This is a genomic window from Marinifilum sp. RC60d5 (genome assembly GCF_052400665.1).
GTDB lineage: Bacteria > Bacteroidota > Bacteroidia > Bacteroidales > Marinifilaceae > JBQTGK01.
The window spans coordinates 45,975-66,809 of the sequence record NZ_JBQTGK010000017.1; the positions used below are offsets into that span (position 1 = coordinate 45,975).

Sequence of the window (20,835 nt, forward strand, 5' to 3'; positions counted from 1 at the left end):
TTTCTGATCTTTATTAGAATAAGCTTATTAAAACCTTAAGTGTTGGTTAACTTTTTATGTAGATTATATTTCAAATTAACTCCAATGAGTATAAAGAGCACGATTTTAGTATGGTTGAACGATTTTATTAATCTTTTTTATCCCAATCTGTGCCAGGCTTGTGGCAATTATCTGTTTAAAAATGAAATTGCAATTTGTACCCGGTGTTTGTATGATTTACCTACAACGGATTTTTATCTGCAAAAAAATAATCCGGTTTCTATGTTATTTTGGGGACGAGTAAAAATTGAATATGCAGCTTCTTATTTTACTTTTTCCAAAGGCAGTAAATTTCAGAAGCTGATCCATAAGTTAAAATACCATAATCAGCAGGGTATAGGAGTTGAACTAGGTAAGCATTTGGGAGCACAACTTAAAAAGTCAGACTTTTTTAAAGATATTGATTTAATAGTACCAGTTCCTTTGCATGCCGAAAAACAAAGAATCAGAGGTTACAACCAGGCAGCGTTGGTGGCTAAGGGCATAAGTTATAGCTTAAATGTTCCTGTTGAAGTGAATAATTTATATCGGACGGTGCATACACAGTCTCAAACCAGAAAAAATAAACTTGAACGGTGGCAAAATGTAGATAATATTTTTAAAATTAAGAATGCACCGCAATTTACGGGCAAGCATATTCTTTTAGTTGATGATGTTGTTACCACCGGATCGACTCTTGAAGCTTGCGCTCATGCTATTTTGCAGGCCGAGGATAGCAGAGTAAGTATTGCAACTTTGGCTTATGCTTAATTAGCATCAATAAATTTATAGCCTACACCTTTAACGGTTTGAATATATTTATCACCAATTTTCTCGCGAAGTTTTCGAATGTGAACGTCAATTGTTCTATCTCCAACAATAATTTTTTCACCCCAAATTGAAGAATAAATAACATCGCGTGTAAAAACTTTTTGCGGACGGGAAACCAGTAATATCAATAATTCAAATTCTTTTCTTGGTAAGGAAAATTCTTTACCATTTTGGATTATTACATACCTTTCTCGATCAATTGAAATATTACCTATAGTAATTAAGCCATTTGATGCAGAATCTTTATCAGAGATTCGTCCTGATCTTTTTAATAATGCTTTAACTCGGCTAATAAAAACTTTTGGTTTTATGGGCTTATTAATATAGTCATCGGCTCCGGCTTCAAATCCTGCAATTTGAGAATAATCTTCACCTCGAGCTGTTAAAAAGGAAATTATTACATCTGAAAATTCAGGTAGAGATCTAATTTCTTCACAAGTTTCGATACCGTCCATTTCTGGCATCATAACATCTAAAATAATTAGGTGGGGATTAAACTTTTTTGCTTTGTCGATTGCCTCTTTACCATTGCTAGCTGTTGAAACCTGAAAACCTTCTTTTTTAAGATTGTAACTTAAAAATTCGAGAATATCATCTTCATCATCTACCAATAATATTTTGTAATTACTATTTTCCATTTGGTGTTGCTTGTTAGTTTTTAGTTATTTTGATTTATCTAAAGTAAAAGTAAAGCTTGTTCCTACGCCATAAGTACTGCTAACATTTATATTTTGATTGTGAGCATCAATAATGTGCTTAACAATGGCTAATCCTAATCCTGATCCTCCCATATTTCGGGCTCTGCTTTTATCAACACGGAAAAATCTCTCAAAAATTCTAGGCAAATTATCAGTTTCTATGCCAATACCATTATCACGAATTTCAATAAGCATTTTATCCTCCATATTCATTAGTTCGATAAATGTAGTGCCTTTATCCTTTCCGTATTTTATGGAGTTCACGACAAGATTATTTAGAACCTGGAAGATTTCTTTTTTGTCTGCATAAACATATTTGGGTGTCGAATTATTTTGTTCGAATTTTAGTTTAATGCCATGCTTTTTGGCACGTATTTCCTGCATTTCAATAACTTCATTAATTAAATCGATAATATTAAAGCGCTCGTACAAAAGTTTTAGCTCACCTGATTCTAATTTCGAAATCACTTCCAGATCTTTCACAATTGTGATCATTCTGTTAATACTTTTTTCGGTACGTTCAAGATAATTTCTGTTAATTGAAGCATCTTCAAGTCCGCCATCGAGCAAGGTTAAAATATATCCCTGTATATTAAATATAGGTGTTTTTAATTCATGTGATACATTTCCTATAAATTCCTTTCTGTATTTTTCCTGTTTTTTTAACTGAACCACCAGTGAACCTCTGTTTTTACTCCACTCCATGACTTTTTTTTCGGCTTCGACCAAAATATCAGTGGTTTTTATTTTACGACTTAGTTCATTATCTATTACCTGAGTATCGTGGATGGTTTTGTAAAGTATTCTTATTTTAGAATATAGAAATCGGTTTAGCAGATATTTACTTATGGCATAAATAGCGCAGGCAGTTAGTAAAGCATATATTAATACATATATAAATTCACCTTTCACTAAGGTATGTAGCAGGAAGGCACATATAATTAACACAGCAGCTATTAAACTGGTATAAATACTAACTTTTGTTGATGATATTATTTTCATTTTTATCTTATTCTAATTCTGTATTGTAAACTCTAATTAGTATAAAATTACTGCTTTTGAAAACGCTGGTTTTTACAATCTTTTTTGTGTAGCACAATATTTAAATAAAAATAGGATTTTTTCTGAATTACAAGTTAATTTTTTGTTAACCTTATTGTATTTCATAGGCTTAAATCTTAATAATATCTTAACAATTCAGTCATAAAAATGCATTAAAAAAAATGATTTGATTTTTTGTGAAAACATATCTGAAAAAAAATGAAATTTCAAACTGCATTTTTTCATCAAAATCTGATGCAAAATCCAAGTTTTTTTTTGAGAATTTCCAAGAAAAGATATTTGTAATTTAATCGTAACATCAATGCAATAAAATAGTAATTTACATTTATTTTTCTTTTTATTCGGGCCTTACAGATGCTTAATCTTCGAAAGCAACTTCCTTTTTTAACACTGCTTTTACCTTTGCTTTACATTGAATTTTATACTTAACCAATTCTTAACACAAAGGGGTTGTTTTGATAATTTTTTGTTAAAGTCCAATTATCGTTTTACTCATATATCATCCCTAATATCGCATCGTGATTCGAAAGTAAATATTGTATTGACTTATTAATTGAAAAATGACAAAGCAAGTATTATTAGTTTTATTACTCACTCTTTCCTCATTTGGTTTGTATGCACAGAAGGGAAGCATTACTGGTAATGTGAAGGATGGAAAAACCGGCGAAGCATTAATTGGAGCTTCGGTTTTTGTTGATGGAACTACCTTAGGAACTGTAACCGATTTTGATGGCAATTATACATTATCTAATGTACCCGAAGGAACGGTAACTGTAAAGTGTTCTTTTATTTCTTATGAAACATCTGCAAAAGAAAATGTAAGTGTTGGAGAGAGAAATGTAGCAGTTGTAAATTTTGTAATGGGAGAATCGACTGTAGCACTTGAGGACGTGAAAGTAGTAGCGAAAGCAAATCGGGAATCGGAGGTTGTATTATTAATTGATCAGAAAAAATCAGTAGGAATTAAACAATCAATTGGGGCACAGGAATTGGCATTGCAAGGAGTATCGGATGCAGCTGCTGCAGCATCAAAAATTTCTGGTGTAACTAAAAACGAGGGATCAGGCGATATTTATGTTAGAGGTTTGGGCGACAGATATCTTTCAACAACCATGAATGGCTTACCTGTTCCGTCTGATGATGTTGACAAAAAGAATATCGATCTGAATTTATTTGGTACCGATATTATTAAAAACATAGGAATTAACAAAACTTATACGCCTGAAGGATATGCCGACCAAGTATCGGGTAATGTTGATATTGTATCGAAAACAATAAGTGAAAAAATTACAATTGCTTTAAGTACCAAAGCAAATACAAATGTATTGCAAAGTGGGGTTTTCGATGATTTTAGAACCACTCAAAACTACAATGATGTTAGTTTCGGTTTTTACGACTTACCTTACAATACTGTTGATGCCGTTAACAATCAGAGTTGGAACACTGCAAAAAGAGATTTTCCGATAGCTTATGATTTTTCGGTTTTAGCAGGTAAAAAATTTAAGTTATTAGATAAAGATTTATCAGTTTTTGCAACTCTTTCCCACAAGAATGAATCGGAATATCAGGATGGTATTTATAAAAAATATCGTTCCAATATTCTTGATAACTCATTTAATGATATTGAATTGTTCGAAACTAAAATTAACACTACTGGATTATTAAATCTTACCTACGATTTTAATGCAGATAACAACATTAACTTTAACACGGTTTGGGTTCATAAAACTTCTGATGAATTGTATGAACAAGGAAGAAATGGTGAAGGATATGTTTTCGATCAGGATCCACAAGAAGATGGTGCTTTTGTTAGAGATCAGAACTTAAAAGAAACCAATTTGTTTATTAATCAGCTTTTAGGTTCGCACAAAATAAACGAAAAAAATACAGTTAACTGGGCGCTTGCTTACAATCAGATAAAAGCTGAAGAGCCAAACCGAATTCGAAACGAGGTAAATATTCTTGACGAAAATACAGTTCAATTTGCTCATGTTGGTGACTTTCAGCAAAGAAAATCAAATCAAAATATTGAAGACACAGAATTGAATGGATATCTAAAAGATGAGTTTAAAATACTTGATCAGGATGATAAAAAATTCAAATTGAATTTCGGAGCTAATTTTAGAATGAAAGAAAGAGATTTTAGTTCTCTTTTTATTGGAGTAAGAGCCAAAGGTGTTCAGCTTGCTTCTATCGATAATCTTGATGAAGCTTTATTGAATAACAGTCTTTATTCAAACAACAGTTTAATTATCAGAGAAAGAAGTGAGGATACCTACAATGCCACATTAGATGTATTTGCTGGTTACCTAAACGCAGGTTTCCAAATCGATAAATTATCGGGTACTGTTGGTGTTCGTTACGAAAAAGATGAAATGGAAATTGATTGGGATGTGGCTAACTATGTTGGTAGAATTGGTAGTCTTTCAAACGACTATAACAATGTACTTCCTTCTTTAAACCTAAAGTATCAGTTGACAGATAAGTCGGCATTGCGATTGGCAGCAAGTAAAACAATTACATTGCCTGAGTTTAAAGAGTTGGCGCCTTTTGAGTATGTATCGCCTACTGGTCGTGTAACAAAAGGTAATCCTGATCTTAAAAACTCAGAAAACTACAATTTCGATTTAAAATGGGAAATGTTCCCAACTGCTAAACAATTGATTTCGGTTTCAGCTTTCTATAAAATGATTAACGATCCTATCAATCTTGCTCAAACAAGAGGTTCATCAGGAAATTTTATCTACGAAAATACCGGTGATAAAGCTGATGTTTACGGATTAGAGTTTGAAACAAGATTTGCTTTAATAAAGGCAGAAACTACTGAAATGCCAGAATTAAATATGGTTCTGAATGCTACTAAAATGTGGTTTAACCAGGATTTATTCGTGGAATATCAATACAACAGTAAAACTGAAACAGATTTACAAGGAGCTTCGGATTTTATTGTGAATGGTACACTTAGCTTCTCAAATAACAAAGAAAAAGAGTTCATGGCAACATTAACAGGGAATTACTCATCAGACAAAATATTTGCACTGGGTGCTCCTGAAGATTTTGCCAACTCGGCAACACTTTTCAATAACGAGATAGTTGAAAAAGGTTTTGTAACACTAGACTTGGTTCTTAGCAAAAAACTATCCAACCGTATTTCTCTGAAATTTTCCGGTAAGAATTTATTGAACCCTGATATCGAACAAACACAGGAAATAAAACCTCTTTCGGGTGAGGCTTCAAACGAAGTTGTAAGCTCATATAAAAAAGGCATTGCCTTGAGCTTAGGAGTAAAAATCAACTTAAACTAAATAACTATTTTATATTCCAAAAATTAAATTAAAATGAAAAAATTAACTATTAAAATCTTAGGTCTGGCAATCTTAGTAATGCCATTTTTATCAAGTTGTTCTGATGATGATGATGATCCGGAACCGATAGTAGTTAAAGAAGTAATTCAGCTTTTAGAGATTGGCGAAATGAAGGGTGAACTAACTGAAGATTATACGCTTGATTCTTCTACTTCTTATGAGTTAACAGGTTCTTTTATAGTACCTGAAGGATTGACATTAACAATTCCTGCTGGTACTAATATTATTGCAGATAATGGTGGAACTGATGTTTATATAGCAGTTTTAATGGGTGGTAAAATTAATATTAATGGTACTACTTCCAGTCCTGTTGTTATGTCTTCTGCTAATGGTATGCCAGGCGATTGGGGTGGATTAACAATTTGCGGACAAGCTACAACCACAGCAGGTGCTGGTTCTGAAGCTGAAGTAGGTGGATTTATTTATGGTGGTTCTAATGATGCTGATAACTCTGGTGTAATTAAAAATCTTGTTATTACAGGAACTGGTGCACAGATTAATTCTGAGTCTCAGTACAACGGTGTTTCTTTCTACGCTGTAGGTTCAGGAACTCTTGTTGAAAACGTAGCTGTTATCAATGGTTCTGATGATGGTGTTGAGTTCTTTGGTGGAACTGTTTCGGTAAGTAACTTGTTTTTGCAAAACAACGAAGATGATGCAATCGACTGGACTGAAGGTTGGAATGGTACAATTACAAATGCGTATGTTGAGCACACAATTGATGATTTCTCAACTGTTGTAGAAGGTGATAAAGTAAATAACAATCCTAAAATCATAAATTTAACTGCTGTTTCTACTACAGGTGGTACTGCGCTTCAATTCAAAAAAGAATCAGGTGCTACAATCACAGGTTTATCATTAAGCGGTTATGCTACAAGTATCGACATGAAAGATGGTGGTGCATTAACAAATGTGAAAATTGAAGGTGTAGATGCAGAACCAGCTAATTCGTACAATACTGCTGCTACGGTTGATCCATCTGCATGGACCTGGGTAAACGCTGAATTGGCAGAAGTTGAAACATTATCAGGTAATGTGGATTCTGATGTAACTCTTGATGCTTCTAAATCATACCGTTTAACTTCTTCTTACATCGTTCAGGATGGTGCTACTTTAACAATTCCAGCTGGTACTAAAATTCACGCTGATGCAGGTGGTACTGATGTTTACATCGCTGTTTTAATGGGTGGTAAAATTACTATCGAAGGTACTTCTGATAAGCCAGTTGTAATTGCTTCCGACCTTGCTCAGCCAGGCGATTGGGGTGGATTAACAATTTGTGGTAAAGCAACAACTTCTGCTGGTGTTGATGCTGAAGCTGAAGTTGGTGGTTTCATTTATGGGGGTACAACTGATGATGATAACTCAGGTTCTATATCCTACCTCGTAATAAAAGGTACAGGAGCTCAAATCAACTCTGAATCACAATACAATGGAGTTTCTCTATATGCTGTAGGTTCTGCAACTACTATCGAAAATATAGCTGTAATCAATGGCTCTGATGATGGTATCGAATTCTTCGGTGGAACTGTTTCTGCTAGCAAGCTTTACTTGGAAAACAACGAAGATGATTCTGTAGATTGGACTGAAGGATGGAGCGGTAAAGTAACTAACGCTTATATCTCTCACACTATTGAAGGTTTCTCAACTGTATTCGAAGGTGATAAAGTAAACAACAACCCTCAATTCGAAAATATTACTGCAATATCTACTGTAGGTGGTACTGCTCTTCAGTTTAAGAAAACTTCTGGTGGTTCAATCACAAGCTTGTACCTCGAAGGTTACGATGTAGATTTAGATATGAAAGATGAAACTACAGCTAACGAATATGTAAACAATGTTCAAATTGACGGAGGAAATCCTGATGTAAGTTTAGTTGATGGTGAAACTTTAAGAAAATACACTTTAAATGCAGGTAAAGATGCTGATAAAGTTGATATCTCAACTTGGTCTTGGATAGAAGCAGGTTTATAATAAAATTCAAAAATAACATAGGAAAAGCAGGCTCGTTTCGGGTCTGCTTTTATTAGTATTGATATTTAACTACAAGTTATGGTGTGATTGCCTCTTTTTACTGATATTCTGGCTTACCAATAGGGGATTCGGACGAAAATACACGCACATTTTGTAATCTGAAACCAGCTCGGATGAAAATCCGCAGCGATTTGTGTAACACGTAAAGGCCTTGTACAAAATTACAAGCCTATTTCACAACTTTCATTTTTAGCTCTTTCCAGTAATCCAAACCTCCTTGCAGTGAGTAAGATGTAATCTGATATTTTTTAAACAGCATTTTACCGGCATCAACACTTCTGTTGCCATCTTTGCAGTAGAGCAAATAAATCATTTCTGTTCCTGTGGTATCGATAATATGGTATAAATTTTCCGATTTTTCGGCTAGTACAGCATAAATAATATGTCCTTTTTTGTAGGCTTTCCTGGTTCTAACATCAATTACAACAGCCCGTGGATTTGTTTCTGCAATTTTACTAAATTTTTTAGGACTTATTATTTGCACACTATTCTCTTGTGAATACAACAAATTTGTTGATGTGAATAAGATAAACAGCAGTAAAAAGTATTTTAAAAATTTCATAGTAATCAAATTATACAGAGTAAACGTGATAGCTTATGTGCTATTGTATTCCGAAAACAGCCTTTATTCATCTTCTACATAAAAAAAATCAGACATAATATCGTTTGATACAAATACACCCTTATCGCTTAATATTAGAGAAGAATTTTCTTTGCGAATATGATTAGATTGAATATATTTTTCAGCCTTCGATAAACAATGCAAGTACAGTTTTTCGCCGAATTGTTCTTTTACACTAGTTAGGTTTAAGCCCCAATAAGTGCGAAGCGAAGTTAATATTAAGTCGTTAAATCTATCGTAAATATTCAGTTCTTCTTTTTCAGAAAAACTCTTGCCCTCTTTTATGGCTTTCATGTATTTATGATTGTGTGCAATATTCCACTCTCGTTCTTTAAAATTGTAAGAGTGAGCCGAGGGACCAATTCCTAAGTATTCTTTTTGTTGCCAGTAGCTCGAATTGTGTCGGGAAATATAATTTTCTTTACAAAAATTAGAAATTTCGTAGTGTTTAAAGCCATTTTTTCGGGCCGAATCAACTAAATACTTGTACTGCTCATAACTTTCTTCTTCGTCCATTTCTGTTAACTGACCTTTTTCCAGTTTTTTTGCAAAAACAGTATTAGGATCGTACATTAAATGATAGGATGAAATATGTTGAATATTTAATTTGTAAACCAAATTCAGATTTTCCTTCCATTTTTTCATTGTTAATCCGGGTACACCGTAAATCTGATCTACCGAAATATTATCGAAACCATAATATTGTGCTCTTTTAATTGCTTCGTAGGCTTGTTTTCCAGTGTGTCGGCGGTTCATTAAAATCAAATCTTCATCGTGAAAAGATTGGATTCCAACACTTAAGCGATTAACCGAAGTTTCAGATAGCTGTTTAAGGTATTTTACTGATAAATCATCGGGGTTGGCTTCGAGAGTTATTTCAGCGTTAGAATCTATTTTCCAGTATTTTTGCACTTCATTAATTAATTCCTGTATTTTATCAGGTTGATAAACAGAAGGCGTTCCACCACCAAAATAAATACTGGATAAATGATCTTCAGAGAGATAGTTTTTTTTTAGTTCCAGCTCTTTCTTGAAACATTCAAGCATATCATTTTTAGCATGTAAGGAAATGCTTTTATGAAAAGCACAATAATGACAAAGCTGTTTGCAAAATGGTATATGAAAATAAACTCCAGACATAACTTTTTTTTGCAAGGTAAAAGCATTTCTTTTATTTTCCATATATCATTGCTTATTGTAGTGATTTTTTAGATGATAAACAGTTTTTTTATTGGTAAAGTATTCCTCAAAATTAAAAAGGAATAATTTTTGTCAGGCGGGTTTGAATAGCACTTCTTGTATGTTCACAAGAGTTTGCGTACCTTGCTTCATCATTAAAAAAGGATAGATTTAGTATGTTAAAGCAAAGTTTACAGCAGAAATTATTGCAAAAATTATCGCCTCAGCAAATTCAGGTGATAAAGTTGTTGGAACTCCCTACTTTACAATTAGAGGAACGTATAAAAAAGGAGTTGGAAGAAAATCCTGTTTTGGAAGAAGGAGGTAAGGAAGAAGAATATCAGGAAAGTGCTCAAACAGAAGATGCTGCAGAAAATGATGCAGATAGAGACGAGTTTACTTTAGAAGATTATATGAATGATGAAGATACTCCTTCCTATAAATTATCTGCTCAAAATTATTCTAAAGATGATAAGCATGAGGAGATTCCTTTTTCGGGAGGAACTACATTCCATGAACTTTTAATTTCTCAACTAGGACTTAGAATTTTAACACCCGAGAAAGCTGCTTTAACCGAATATTTAATTGGTAATATCGACGAAGATGGTTATTTAAGAAGAGATATTGATAATATTGTTGATGATTTGGCTTTTTCGACTGGAGTAGAAACATCTTTCGAGGAATTGGTTGATTTGTTAAGAGTAATTCAGGATTTTGATCCGGCAGGCGTTGGTGCTCGCGATTTACAGGAATGTTTATTGTTACAGATTCAAAGAAAAGGAAAGCATAATCCGGATGTGAAGTTGGCCAAGCTAATCCTGAAAAAGCATTTTGAAGAATTTACAAAAAAGCATTACGATAAAATTAAAAAGCGCGTAAATGCGAACGATGAAGATTTTAAATGTGCAATTGATGAGATATTAAAACTAAATCCTAAGCCAGGATCGGCTTTTAACAACCCAATGATTAAAGCCTCTCCCACTATTATTCCCGATTTTATTCTCGAAGAAGAAGATGGTGACCTGCGCTTGAGCTTAAATGCTCGAAATGTTCCAGAGCTTCATGTTAGTAGAACTTATTCTGAAATGTTGCAGGACTATTCTGGTAACAAAAAAAATCAGTCGAAAGAAAAGAAAGATGCCGTCATGTTTGTGAAGCAGAAATTAGATTCGGCAAAATGGTTTATCGATGCAATTAAGCAAAGGCAAAATACTTTACTTGTTACCATGAATGCCATTATCGATTTTCAGCGCGCTTATTTTATGGAAGGCGATGAAAAGAAACTTAAGCCAATGATTCTGAAAGATATTGCAGATATTACCGGTTTAGATATTTCTACTATTTCCCGAGTTTCCAATTCAAAATACATACAAACCCATTTTGGTATTTTTTCGCTTAAATATTTTTTCTCTGAAGGTATGCAAACTGATACCGGTGAAGAGGTTTCGACTCGGGAAATAAAAAAAATACTGCAAGAATGTGTCGATAACGAAGACAAGAAAAAACCATTAACCGACGATAAACTGGCTGCAATTTTAAAAGAAAAATCGTATCAAATTGCCAGAAGAACAGTTGCTAAATATCGCGAACAGTTGAATATTCCTGTTGCTCGATTAAGAAAAGAACTGTAAGTTAATTATGGTGAAAGTTTTAAGTAAAAAGTATAATTATAGTCTAATTGGTATTTAAAGCTGCAAAGAAGTTTATCTTTGCGCTTTCTTTTTTGCAAAAAGTTTTGATACTAACAATTCAATACCAGAATCTAAAAATGAATTTTTCAAGAATAATTTCAGGAGTGGCTCACCCAATGTTAATGCCTCTTTATTCAATCTTTGTAGTGTTTCATTCGGGTACTTATCTGGATTTTACTCCTCCGCAGTTAATTCGGGTAATCTATATAATTGTTGGTATTTCAACAGTATTATTACCAGTAAGCATTTTGCCAATGCTTAAATCTCAAAATTTAGTATCTGATTATGGATTAGAAAAAAGAAAAGAGAGATTTGTGCCTTTGGTGTTAACAATAGTTTTTTATGCTTTGGGATTTTATTTACTAATGAAGTTTCCAATCACAAGAATAGTAGCTCATCTTCAATTAGCAGCAATAATTTCAATTGCCATGATAGCACTTATATCAACTAAATGGAAAGTGAGTATTCACATGACCGGAATAGGTGGCTTTGTGGGAATGATTATAGGAATTAGTGTTTTACTATCTAGCTCCTTACGAATATTCTTTATTGTTGGAATTGTAATGGCTGGACTTCTTGCTTATTCGCGTTTAAAATTAAACCTGCACACTCCTTTTCAGGTATATGCAGGCTTTATATTAGGTTTTCTAATTGTATTTTCCAGCTTAATGCTGCTTTAGCTCTATTGTTTAAGTAGCCATAAATCAGGTTTCTTATTTAGTTTTCGTAATCGGTATAGTTCTTTTAATGCCGATTTTTTAGTGTTAAACGATTGTAGTATAACACGATATTTTCCGTTTTTTTCCAAAACAATAGAAGGATATCCTTTCTGATATAGTCTACTTTTAAAGGCAGTAGCTTGCTTTTTATTAGTGTAACTGGCAGCTACGATATGATAATTAAAAGTATCTCTGTTTTTAGCAATTTGAACATCAGTTAAAACAGATTTTGAACTTACAGCAGAAGGCGCCAACTTAGGAACCTGTCTTTTTACGGTTTGTTCAACTATATTCTTTTTGTTTACAGTAGTTACTGATTTTTTATCATTACATGAAACTAGTAATAATAAAACTGGAATAAGTAAAAAACTAAATCTTGCCATACCTTAATTATCGTTTGATATAAAGCCAAGTATCTTTGTGTTTTTCTGTAGCACGCACATCTTTTAATTCGCTAAAAGCTAATTTTCTGTCAGAAAAACCTTTGTATGAAACTCTGGTGAATCCATTAGGAGCTTTATGCATCTCAGATTTAAAACCTTCGCTTGTTAATTTTTGTTGAAGTCTTACAGCATTCGATCTATTTTCAAAGCTAGCAACAATTAAAAAATATTTATTAGGAAGCTTTTTTACTACAGGTTTTGTTTTTTTCCTGGCTACAGGTTTTGCTTCTGCTTTCTTTTTTACTGCAGATTTAGTTTTTATCGAAGGCTTTTTAATTTCCTTGTTTTCGGGATTTTTTGCATTAGTTTTACTGCTGTCCTTGCACGAACTTAGTCCTACAGAAATAATAAGGGCACACAGAAGAAGAATCTTAGAAATATTGTTCATAGCTGATACATTAATATAATATTAACAAATTTACGATTTTATAACTGAATTGAAGAATACTTTGTTTATTTGTTGTACAATTAGATAAGTAGTAATAGACTGTACGGAATCATTTAACTGAGCTTTCAATTCTAGTCAGAAAAGTAGTAAATTATAACATAAAAGAATCATTTTATTCTAAATAATGTATTATTTTTTTGACAAATAGAAGGTATCCGATGATTCGATGAAGAAAATTAACATCAAATTATATATTATTAACTGATTAAATTAATTACAGAATGAAGACAATTGCCTTAGTTGCTCATAATGAAAAGAAAAGTGTAATGTTAGCATGGGTAAAAAGACATTTAGATGAACTTAAAAAACACAAGCTTATTGGTACTTCAAATACTTCAGAATTATTAAATTCGGTATTAGATTTAGAGGTGGCACCTTTTGGTCATGGACCTAATGGTGGCGATATTTTACTTGCTGCACAAATATTAGAAGGAAAAGTAGATGAAGTAATATTTTTAATAGATGCAGAAACACCCCATGGTCACGAACACGATATTCAAACTTTAATTAGAACCTGTGTAATTAATGATGTTCCTATGGCTTTAAATATAGCAACAGCAGATTTTTTAGTTAAATTAAATAAGAACGAACAAGAGAAAAGTTAACATAGAGTTAACACAAACATAATAAATAGGAAACATTTTCTTCTCCATGTCTTAGTATGTTTGCTCTGAATTTACGAACTTAATGACATGGAGAACTTTTACTTACTAATTGTGGTAGTGTTATTTGCACTAGCCATAAGTGATCTTATTGTTGGCGTTAGTAACGACGCCGTAAACTTCCTAAACTCTGCTTTTGGCTCCAAGGCGGCTCCCCGTTGGGCAATCATGATAATAGCCAGTCTTGGAATTTTAGTTGGAGCAACTTTTTCGAGTGGAATGATGGAAGTTGCGCGTAAAGGAATTTTTCACCCCGATCAATTTTACTTTGCGGAGATCATGATCATCTTTATCGCGGTAATGTTAACAGATATTATTCTGTTAGATTTCTACAATACCGTTGGTTTACCAACTTCTACAACTGTATCGATAGTATTCGAGTTGCTTGGTGCTGCCGTGGCTGTTGCGGTTGTAAAAATTATGAATTCTTCCGATGAGACATTGCTCGATTTGGGGAATTACATTAATTCTGCGAAAGCTCTGGCAATTATAACGGGTATTCTGCTTAGTGTTGTTATTGCATTTCTTTCGGGTGCTATTGTTCAATGGGTAACACGTCTTATTTTTACCTATCGTTACGAAAAAACCTTTACGTATTTTGGAGCCATTTTTGGTGGTTTGGCAATTACAGCAATTACTTACTTTATTTTAATTAAAGGAGCAAAGGGATCTTCGTTTATAACTAAAGACACTTTAGCATGGATTAAAGCCAATACTTTTTTAATTATTGCAGTTTGTTTTATTGTTTGGACTGTGATTCTACAATTATTGGTTTGGATTGTACGTTTAAATATCCTTAAAGTAATTGTATTGGTTGGGACTTTTGCTTTAGCAATGGCCTTTGCTGGTAACGACCTTGTAAACTTTATTGGGGTTCCTTTAGCTGGTTTCAAGTCTTTTCAGGCATTTGTAGCCAATCCGGGAACCGATCCTTATGGCATGACTATGGGTATTTTGGCAGGTAAGGTACAAACCGAAACCTATTTGTTAATTATTGCTGGTATTATAATGACTGTTACCCTTTGGTTATCTAAAAAAGCAAGAACGGTTACCGAAACAGAAATTGGATTAAGTAGTCAGAACGAAGGAGATGAGAAATTTGGGTCTTCATTCTTTGCTCGATTACTGGTGCGACGTTCTTTATCTGCCAATAGTAATTTTAAAAGAATTATGCCTGCAGTAATTCATGGTGGTATTCAAAAGCGATTCGATAAACCAGAACCTTTAAAAGGAATTGAAGCCAAAGATATGCCAGCATTCGATATGATTCGTGCTTCGGTTAATCTTACCGTTGCCAGTATCTTAATTGCTATTGGAACATCCCTTAAATTGCCACTTTCAACTACTTATGTAACTTTTATGGTTGCAATGGGTACTTCTTTGTCCGATAGAGCCTGGGGTAGAGATTCGGCCGTTTATCGTATAACTGGTGTAATTACAGTAATTGGAGGTTGGTTTTTTACTGCTTTTATTGCATTTACAGCGGCATTTATATTTGCCAACTTAATTAATTGGTTGGGTGGATTTGCAATTTTTGGTTTGCTTACTATAGCTGTTGTTTTTGTTGTACGTTCTCATATCTTCCATAAAAGAAAGTCTAAATCGAAGCAAAAAGAGGATATCACAGAAGAAGATGATACAATTATTATAAAAGGCGGAGTTACCGAACAATTGACTTTTGCAGTCTTAGGAATTACAGCTAAAATTCCAAATTTATATAGCAAGATTATTAATGGCTTAGCTTTCGAAGAGCGGGCGAAATTAAAAGAATGCAATAAGAAAATTGAAAAACTCGATCATGAAGCAAAATCGATTAAAGATCAGATTCCTGTAATGATGAAGAAACTTGCTGATGATAGCGTATCAACTGGTCCTTTCTACGTTCAGCTGGTCGATTATCTTCGCGAAATGGCACACTCAATTAGTTATATTGCAGGTCCGGCTTTCGATTATGTCGATAACAATCATAAAACATTAATTAAGGAACAGGTTAATGAATTAAATACTATTCAGACTAAACTGGATGATTTTTTTAGAACCATTAACCGTTTATTAAAAGATAATAATTATGACATTGCCGAAATTGAGAAAGCTTTTGCAAAGCAAAAAACTCTGTTAACATCTATTCGAAAATTTAGAAAAGAGCAAATTAAAAGAATTAAAGCAGAAAAAGTTGGAACCCGAAATTCGGTTCTTTATTTAGGTTTACTAAACGAAACTAAAAATTTAACTTTACATGCTGGTAATCTGTTAAAAGCGTCGCGCGATTTTACCGGATCAGATGGTAATGATGAAGATGAGTTGGAGGATTAAATTTCTTAAATTTAATATTATAGATATAATAATGAAGCCGGAATTTTTATGATTCCGGCTTTATTTTTTGCTGCTTAGATGTAAAATATCATATAGTTTGCTCATTCCGGCACAGGCTTTTTCTTTAATAAAAGTAATATCTCTGTCCGACTTTAGAAGTGGTTGATTAGGATCGATAACATATATTGGTACATTATCGGCTACAAAGTCGATTAAGCCAGCAGCAGGATATACATTCATTGAGGTGCCTATTATAAGGAATAGATCTGCTTGTTTTACAATTTTGGCTGCTTCAGATATTGTCGGAACATTTTCTCCGAACCAAACAATATGCGGACGAAGAGGAGAGCCTTTCTCGCATTTATCGTTTAAACTTAATTCCCATTTATTTAAATCATAAACCAGATTCGAGTCAACACTACTTCTGGCTTTTTTTAATTCCCCATGTAAATGCAGTACCTTTGAACTCCCAGCTCGTTCATGTAAATCATCAACATTTTGGGTTACAATATCAACATCGAAATATTTTTCTAAATCATAAATATGATCATGAGCACTATTAGGTTTACATTTAAATAGTTGCCTGCGCCGTTCGTTATAAAACTGATGTACCAAATTAGGATTTTTTGCCCAGGCTTCAGGACTTGCAACTTCCATAACATCGTACTTGTTCCATAAGCCTCCCATATCACGAAAAGTTTTTATCCCACTTTCGGCACTAATACCTGCCCCACTTAATACAACTAATTTTTTCATATTACTCTTAATTTAATAGCTTCTTAAAATCTCTTACTAAAAAACTATCGGTTTGCTTCTTTTTCACCATGTGATAGTCAAAATAATAAATTTTTGCATCGTCGGCACCAATAATAATTTTAAAACATCTGGCCTTATGCGCAGTTTTTCCAGGACCCACTTTGTGAAGAAAAACTACATTCTTATTTTGTTGATTTATAGCTTGTTCTATTTCTTCGATACTCACAATTTTAACTCTTCCAGAATATAATTTTTTAATTTTAGACATCGATTTTGTGTTTGGTGGTAAATCTTCCTGAGTAATATAGAGTGTTTTATTTTTTATTTGGGCCGTATTTTTATTGTAATACTTTAAAACATTATCAGAAATAATAGTCGGATTTTTTGTCACCAGCGATACATGGTTTTGAATAAAACGAACAATAGATTCCAATTTATATAAATAATCAGATTCATCAGCATTTAAATAAGACATAGGAACTGAACATAGATCAGTCATATTAGTTATGTCTTTAGCTGTTCCTCCAAGTAGCAGACTTAGGAATTTATATTCTGCATTTGTTTTATCCTTATTAAAAGTAACTGTACTGGTAACTAAAAATGAGTAATTCGAGTTTGGTTTTTTTTGTTTAAACTCTTCGTTCGATATAAAATCGAATTCAGAAAGTGTCCAATTTTGTTTTACAGCATTTTTAATTTTATCGTTGTAATCCGAAAAAGGAGAATTTTCTAATACGACTAAAGTTTTTGTTTTGTAAACTCTACTATAATCCGATTTTGTAGGAAGCGATTCTTGCGAAAAAACATTAAATCCGAGAATAATCAGTAAGATCAATATTCCTGTTTTGTACATTTGTATCTGGTGTTTTTAGGATTAATATTAATTGTTTGTCTTACAACAAGAACATAAAAATAAAATTACTTATTTAATTATGTAATTCAAATTTATACTATAAACCTTATTTACACATATTCTATTGTGTGCAGTACATTATTTTCTGTTTTTTGTGAATTGTTGAAAAGTTGAAAATTTAAATCTTCTATTCTTTGAATTTTTCTCGATCTTGTTTTCTATTTTTGTTGATATGATTGATCAGGCTACAGTAACACGAATTTTCGATGCAGCAGAAATAAGCGAAGTTGTTTCTGACTTTGTAACTCTTAAAAGGCGTGGAGTAAATTATTTAGGCTTGTGTCCTTTTCACAACGAGAAAACTCCATCGTTTACAGTTTCTCCGGCCAAAGGAATTTACAAATGCTTTGGGTGTGGCAAAGGTGGAAATTCCGTTAATTTTATAATGGAGCACGAACATCTCGATTATGTTGGAGCTTTAAAATATCTTGCCAAAAAATACCATATCGATGTTATAGAGAAAGAATTATCTCCCGAACAGGAAAAACAAAAGAACGATCGTGAAAGTATGATGATCGTTAATTCTTTTGCACAAAAATCTTTTACTCATAACTTACATCAGCATCAGCAGGGAATGGCTATTGGAATGAGTTACCTGCGCGAACGTGCTTTTCGTGATGATATCATAAAAAAGTTTCAGTTGGGATTTTGTCTTGAAGACTGGGAGGCTTTCTCGAAACATGCAATTGATAGTGGATACAAAAAGGAATATCTGGTTAAAACCGGATTGAGTATTGATAAAGAAAACCGATTACTTGATAGATTCAGAGGTCGTGTAATTTTTCCTATTCATGGAATTGCAGGTAGAGTGTTAGCTTTTGGAGGGCGGATTCTGAAAAATGATAAAAAAGCTGCTAAATATCTTAATTCTCCAGAGTCGGAAGTATACCATAAAAGTAAAGTTCTTTACGGGATTTTTCAGGCTAAAAAAGCAATCGTTCAAAACGATAAATGTTTTTTGGTAGAGGGATATACCGATGTTTTGTCCTTTCATCAGGCAGGAATTGAGAATGTCGTTGCTTCATCGGGAACAGCACTAACTCCCGATCAAATTCGACTGATTAAACGCTTTACCAATAATGTTACCATCATATACGATGGCGATGCTGCCGGAATAAAAGCATCCTTGCGTGGTATCGATTTGGTACTGGAACAGGAAGTAAACGCAAAAATATTGCTCTTACCCGAGGGAGAAGATCCCGATTCTTTTTCCAGAACAATGGGAGCGGGTGAATTAACAGATTACATAGAGAAACACGAAACCGATTTTATAGTATTTAAAACCAATCTTCTGTTAAAAGATGCGCAGGATGATCCGGTTAAACGTGCAAATTTGATTATCGATATTGTACGGTCCATTGCAATAATTCCCGATGCCATTGTTCGTTCTGTTTATGTGAGAGAATGTAGTGGGATTTTGAATGTGGACGAAAGAGTATTGTACACCGAAATCAATAAAATAATTCATAAGAAAAAAGAAGAAGCCTGGAAAAAAACACAAAGGCCGGATTTTCAGGAAGCTGAACAAGGTGGTAGAATGGCTGAGAATTCAGCTTATCTGCGCTCGGCTAATGAATGCGATTTGGAAGAAAGAGCTTTGGTGCGTATTCTTTTAAATTTTAGTACCGAGGTTTTGTTCCGCGATACTCAGGACGATGGTTCCGAAGAATTAACTTTAGTAGGAAATTTTATTATTTCCGAATTACAAAGAGATGAACTCGAATCCGTAAACCCATTGTATCAATTGGTATTCGATCAGTTTGGATCTAATCAGGAAAATAAAGATTTTAATGCAAAAACATTTTTTCGGGATCATTCCAATGAAAAGGTTAGTCAGCTTGCCGCCGATATTTTAAGTGAGCCTTATCAATTAAGTGGACTCTGGACCCGAAACGATAGTTATGTAGAGTCTGAAGAAATGAAACTTAAAGAAATAGTTCCTAAGCTGGTAAATGAGTACAAAGGAAAGAAAGTACGGATTTTAATGAAAGAGGTACTTCAGGAAATGCAAAAAGCACAGGAAACTGGTGATTCAGACAGAATGATGGAGCTTATGCAACAAAAAATGGTCCTCGATCAAATAAAAAATGCAATTTCCAAAGAGTTGGGAAACCGCACAATTCTCTAATATATAATATCATTAAAAATGAAAACTGTATCTATAGAAGGTAAAGAGCAAATCGAAGAAATTATTCGCTCTTGCGATATTTGCAACCTTGGGGTTATCGACAATGACAATAAACCTTATGTGGTGCCAATGAATTTTGGGTATCACGATGAATATATTTACTTGCATGGAGCCGATTTTGGTAAATTAATTGAGTGCATGAAAGCGAACCCTGAAGTTTGCATTACCTTTTGTACTGCCTCTGAACTGGTGTTTCAGAATGAACATGTTGCCTGCAGTTACCGAATGAAAGGAAAAAGTGTTGTAGCGCGTGGCAAAATTGAATTTATTACCGATTACGATCAAAAAGTAGATGCATTAAATATTACAATGGCGCAGTATACCGATAAAAAATTCACCTACAATTCACCAGCTGTGCGAAATGTAGAAATCTATCGACTAAAACCCGAAGAGCTTACAGCAAAAGAATTTGCAGCTCCGCATGGTAATAATTTCCCTTGGCAAGTCGAGCGCGACAAAAAGAAATCAATGAGAGATCAATAGTATCTATTAATAAAACTAAATTGATATATCAGCAAAAGCCTTCTCGTAAAGAGAGGGCTTTTTTGTGATATATTATTGTTGTTCTTTTGTTGTCACTTTAATACAACTCTTTTTATTTCGAAATTGTGATGCAATCTTAATCATAGGATTATTATTTTTTAAAATAGTTTCTTCGCTAATGATAATTTGTAATTTTTCTATTTTATTTTTTTAATAAATGGGCTATCAGAGGTTGGATATCCTGTAATTACTAATGTTTATAGGTTTTTTCAAATTTTTTCAATCAGGTTACCAGTAAGTTAAGCTAAGGCAAAAAAAAAGATTAGAAAAGCATTTGGAAAAGAGTAAAACTTAAGCTTATCTTTGCACTCGCTTTACAAAGGTAAGGCATTATAGTTTTGAAGAAATGG

Annotated in this window: 17 protein-coding genes; 9 read left to right on the forward strand and 8 right to left on the reverse strand. The window is 33.2% G+C overall.

All coding sequences use genetic code 11. The features are described from left to right. Nucleotides 1-84 precede the first annotated feature (84 nt). On the forward strand, nucleotides 85-789 hold the full coding sequence (locus ACT3CE_RS18515; protein WP_444711249.1) for a ComF family protein: 705 nt from the start codon (nucleotides 85-87) through the stop codon (nucleotides 787-789). Here ACT3CE_RS18515 and ACT3CE_RS18520 read toward each other — a convergent pair. Together ACT3CE_RS18520 and ACT3CE_RS18525 are read right to left on the reverse strand one after the other, a co-directional pair. Next, a complete protein-coding gene (locus tag ACT3CE_RS18520; RefSeq protein ID WP_444711250.1) occupies nucleotides 786-1,487 on the reverse strand; it encodes a response regulator transcription factor in 702 nt (233 codons plus the stop codon). The genes ACT3CE_RS18515 and ACT3CE_RS18520 overlap by 4 nt on opposite strands. Nucleotides 1,488-1,511: 24 nt before the next feature. Beyond that, nucleotides 1,512-2,549, reverse strand: a complete 1,038-nt coding sequence (locus tag ACT3CE_RS18525) for a sensor histidine kinase (protein ID WP_444711251.1) — start codon at nucleotides 2,547-2,549, stop codon at nucleotides 1,512-1,514. 620 nt (nucleotides 2,550-3,169) lie between these two features. On the opposite strand from ACT3CE_RS18525, the gene ACT3CE_RS18530 reads away from it, so the two are divergent. Together ACT3CE_RS18530 and ACT3CE_RS18535 are read left to right on the forward strand one after the other, a co-directional pair. Further along, nucleotides 3,170-5,914, forward strand: coding sequence for a TonB-dependent receptor domain-containing protein (locus ACT3CE_RS18530; RefSeq protein WP_444711252.1), 2,745 nt, complete (start codon nucleotides 3,170-3,172; stop codon nucleotides 5,912-5,914). A 33-nt stretch (nucleotides 5,915-5,947) separates the two neighbouring features. Further along, entirely contained in the window at nucleotides 5,948-7,948 is a 2,001-nt protein-coding gene (locus tag ACT3CE_RS18535) for a hypothetical protein (RefSeq protein ID WP_444711253.1), read from the forward strand. Nucleotides 7,949-8,177: 229 nt separating this feature from the next. On the opposite strand, the gene ACT3CE_RS18540 is transcribed toward ACT3CE_RS18535, so the two are convergent. Both ACT3CE_RS18540 and hemW read right to left on the reverse strand, forming a co-directional pair. After that, nucleotides 8,178-8,570: a rhodanese-like domain-containing protein gene (locus tag ACT3CE_RS18540; RefSeq protein WP_444711254.1), complete on the reverse strand. Its 393-nt coding sequence runs from the start codon at nucleotides 8,568-8,570 to the stop codon at nucleotides 8,178-8,180. A gap of 63 nt (nucleotides 8,571-8,633) precedes the next feature. Continuing rightward, the gene (gene hemW / locus ACT3CE_RS18545; protein ID WP_444711255.1) at nucleotides 8,634-9,812 is read right to left on the reverse strand and encodes a radical SAM family heme chaperone HemW; all 1,179 of its coding nucleotides are present in this window, start codon (nucleotides 9,810-9,812) and stop codon (nucleotides 8,634-8,636) included. A gap of 173 nt (nucleotides 9,813-9,985) precedes the next feature. Here hemW and rpoN point away from each other — a divergent pair, with 173 nt between their 5' ends. Continuing rightward, nucleotides 9,986-11,440, forward strand: coding sequence for an RNA polymerase factor sigma-54 (gene rpoN / locus ACT3CE_RS18550; RefSeq protein ID WP_444711256.1), 1,455 nt, complete (start codon nucleotides 9,986-9,988; stop codon nucleotides 11,438-11,440). A gap of 137 nt (nucleotides 11,441-11,577) precedes the next feature. Next, complete coding sequence (locus ACT3CE_RS18555) at nucleotides 11,578-12,180, forward strand: hypothetical protein (RefSeq protein ID WP_444711257.1); 603 nt, start codon at nucleotides 11,578-11,580, stop codon at nucleotides 12,178-12,180. Between the two features lie 2 nt (nucleotides 12,181-12,182). Here the strand turns inward: ACT3CE_RS18555 and ACT3CE_RS18560 are convergent, their stop codons facing one another. Together ACT3CE_RS18560 and ACT3CE_RS18565 are read right to left on the reverse strand one after the other, a co-directional pair. Continuing rightward, complete coding sequence (locus tag ACT3CE_RS18560; RefSeq protein WP_444711258.1) at nucleotides 12,183-12,602, reverse strand: SPOR domain-containing protein; 420 nt, start codon at nucleotides 12,600-12,602, stop codon at nucleotides 12,183-12,185. 7 nt (nucleotides 12,603-12,609) lie between these two features. Beyond that, nucleotides 12,610-13,050: an SPOR domain-containing protein gene (locus tag ACT3CE_RS18565; protein WP_444711259.1), complete on the reverse strand. Its 441-nt coding sequence runs from the start codon at nucleotides 13,048-13,050 to the stop codon at nucleotides 12,610-12,612. A gap of 281 nt (nucleotides 13,051-13,331) precedes the next feature. Between ACT3CE_RS18565 and ACT3CE_RS18570 the strand changes: the two genes are divergently transcribed. Together ACT3CE_RS18570 and ACT3CE_RS18575 are read left to right on the forward strand one after the other, a co-directional pair. Next, a complete protein-coding gene (locus tag ACT3CE_RS18570; RefSeq protein ID WP_444711260.1) occupies nucleotides 13,332-13,715 on the forward strand; it encodes a methylglyoxal synthase in 384 nt (127 codons plus the stop codon). Between the two features lie 87 nt (nucleotides 13,716-13,802). Then, a complete protein-coding gene (locus ACT3CE_RS18575) occupies nucleotides 13,803-16,085 on the forward strand; it encodes an inorganic phosphate transporter (RefSeq protein ID WP_444711261.1) in 2,283 nt (760 codons plus the stop codon). A 60-nt stretch (nucleotides 16,086-16,145) separates the two neighbouring features. Here the strand turns inward: ACT3CE_RS18575 and ACT3CE_RS18580 are convergent, their stop codons facing one another. Together ACT3CE_RS18580 and ACT3CE_RS18585 are read right to left on the reverse strand one after the other, a co-directional pair. Next, nucleotides 16,146-16,841, reverse strand: coding sequence for an SIR2 family NAD-dependent protein deacylase (locus tag ACT3CE_RS18580; RefSeq protein ID WP_444711262.1), 696 nt, complete (start codon nucleotides 16,839-16,841; stop codon nucleotides 16,146-16,148). 7 nt (nucleotides 16,842-16,848) lie between these two features. Further along, entirely contained in the window at nucleotides 16,849-17,694 is an 846-nt protein-coding gene (locus tag ACT3CE_RS18585; RefSeq protein WP_444711263.1) for a hypothetical protein, read from the reverse strand. A 211-nt stretch (nucleotides 17,695-17,905) separates the two neighbouring features. On the opposite strand from ACT3CE_RS18585, the gene dnaG reads away from it, so the two are divergent. Then, the gene (dnaG, locus tag ACT3CE_RS18590; protein WP_444711264.1) at nucleotides 17,906-19,882 is read left to right on the forward strand and encodes a DNA primase; all 1,977 of its coding nucleotides are present in this window, start codon (nucleotides 17,906-17,908) and stop codon (nucleotides 19,880-19,882) included. Between the two features lie 18 nt (nucleotides 19,883-19,900). Beyond that, nucleotides 19,901-20,425, forward strand: a complete 525-nt coding sequence (locus tag ACT3CE_RS18595) for a pyridoxamine 5'-phosphate oxidase family protein (RefSeq protein ID WP_444711265.1) — start codon at nucleotides 19,901-19,903, stop codon at nucleotides 20,423-20,425. Nucleotides 20,426-20,835: the final 410 nt, after the last annotated feature.

Excerpts from the sequence above, each read along its gene's own strand:
- ACT3CE_RS18595 (WP_444711265.1), top strand. The coding sequence starts at position 19,901 with ATGAAAACTGTATCTATAGAAGGTAAAGAGCAAATCGAAGAAATTATT.
- ACT3CE_RS18525 (WP_444711251.1), bottom strand. The coding sequence starts at position 2,549 with ATGAAAATAATATCATCAACAAAAGTTAGTATTTATACCAGTTTAATA.
- ACT3CE_RS18555 (WP_444711257.1), top strand. The coding sequence starts at position 11,578 with ATGAATTTTTCAAGAATAATTTCAGGAGTGGCTCACCCAATGTTAATG.
- ACT3CE_RS18515 (WP_444711249.1), top strand. The coding sequence starts at position 85 with ATGAGTATAAAGAGCACGATTTTAGTATGGTTGAACGATTTTATTAAT.
- ACT3CE_RS18570 (WP_444711260.1), top strand. The coding sequence starts at position 13,332 with ATGAAGACAATTGCCTTAGTTGCTCATAATGAAAAGAAAAGTGTAATG.
- ACT3CE_RS18585 (WP_444711263.1), bottom strand. The coding sequence starts at position 17,694 with ATGTACAAAACAGGAATATTGATCTTACTGATTATTCTCGGATTTAAT.
- ACT3CE_RS18540 (WP_444711254.1), bottom strand. The coding sequence starts at position 8,570 with ATGAAATTTTTAAAATACTTTTTACTGCTGTTTATCTTATTCACATCA.
- ACT3CE_RS18520 (WP_444711250.1), bottom strand. The coding sequence starts at position 1,487 with ATGGAAAATAGTAATTACAAAATATTATTGGTAGATGATGAAGATGAT.
- rpoN (WP_444711256.1), top strand. The coding sequence starts at position 9,986 with ATGTTAAAGCAAAGTTTACAGCAGAAATTATTGCAAAAATTATCGCCT.
- ACT3CE_RS18530 (WP_444711252.1), top strand. The coding sequence starts at position 3,170 with ATGACAAAGCAAGTATTATTAGTTTTATTACTCACTCTTTCCTCATTT.
- ACT3CE_RS18535 (WP_444711253.1), top strand. The coding sequence starts at position 5,948 with ATGAAAAAATTAACTATTAAAATCTTAGGTCTGGCAATCTTAGTAATG.
- hemW (WP_444711255.1), bottom strand. The coding sequence starts at position 9,812 with ATGGAAAATAAAAGAAATGCTTTTACCTTGCAAAAAAAAGTTATGTCT.
- ACT3CE_RS18565 (WP_444711259.1), bottom strand. The coding sequence starts at position 13,050 with ATGAACAATATTTCTAAGATTCTTCTTCTGTGTGCCCTTATTATTTCT.
- ACT3CE_RS18580 (WP_444711262.1), bottom strand. The coding sequence starts at position 16,841 with ATGAAAAAATTAGTTGTATTAAGTGGGGCAGGTATTAGTGCCGAAAGT.
- ACT3CE_RS18575 (WP_444711261.1), top strand. The coding sequence starts at position 13,803 with ATGGAGAACTTTTACTTACTAATTGTGGTAGTGTTATTTGCACTAGCC.
- ACT3CE_RS18560 (WP_444711258.1), bottom strand. The coding sequence starts at position 12,602 with ATGGCAAGATTTAGTTTTTTACTTATTCCAGTTTTATTATTACTAGTT.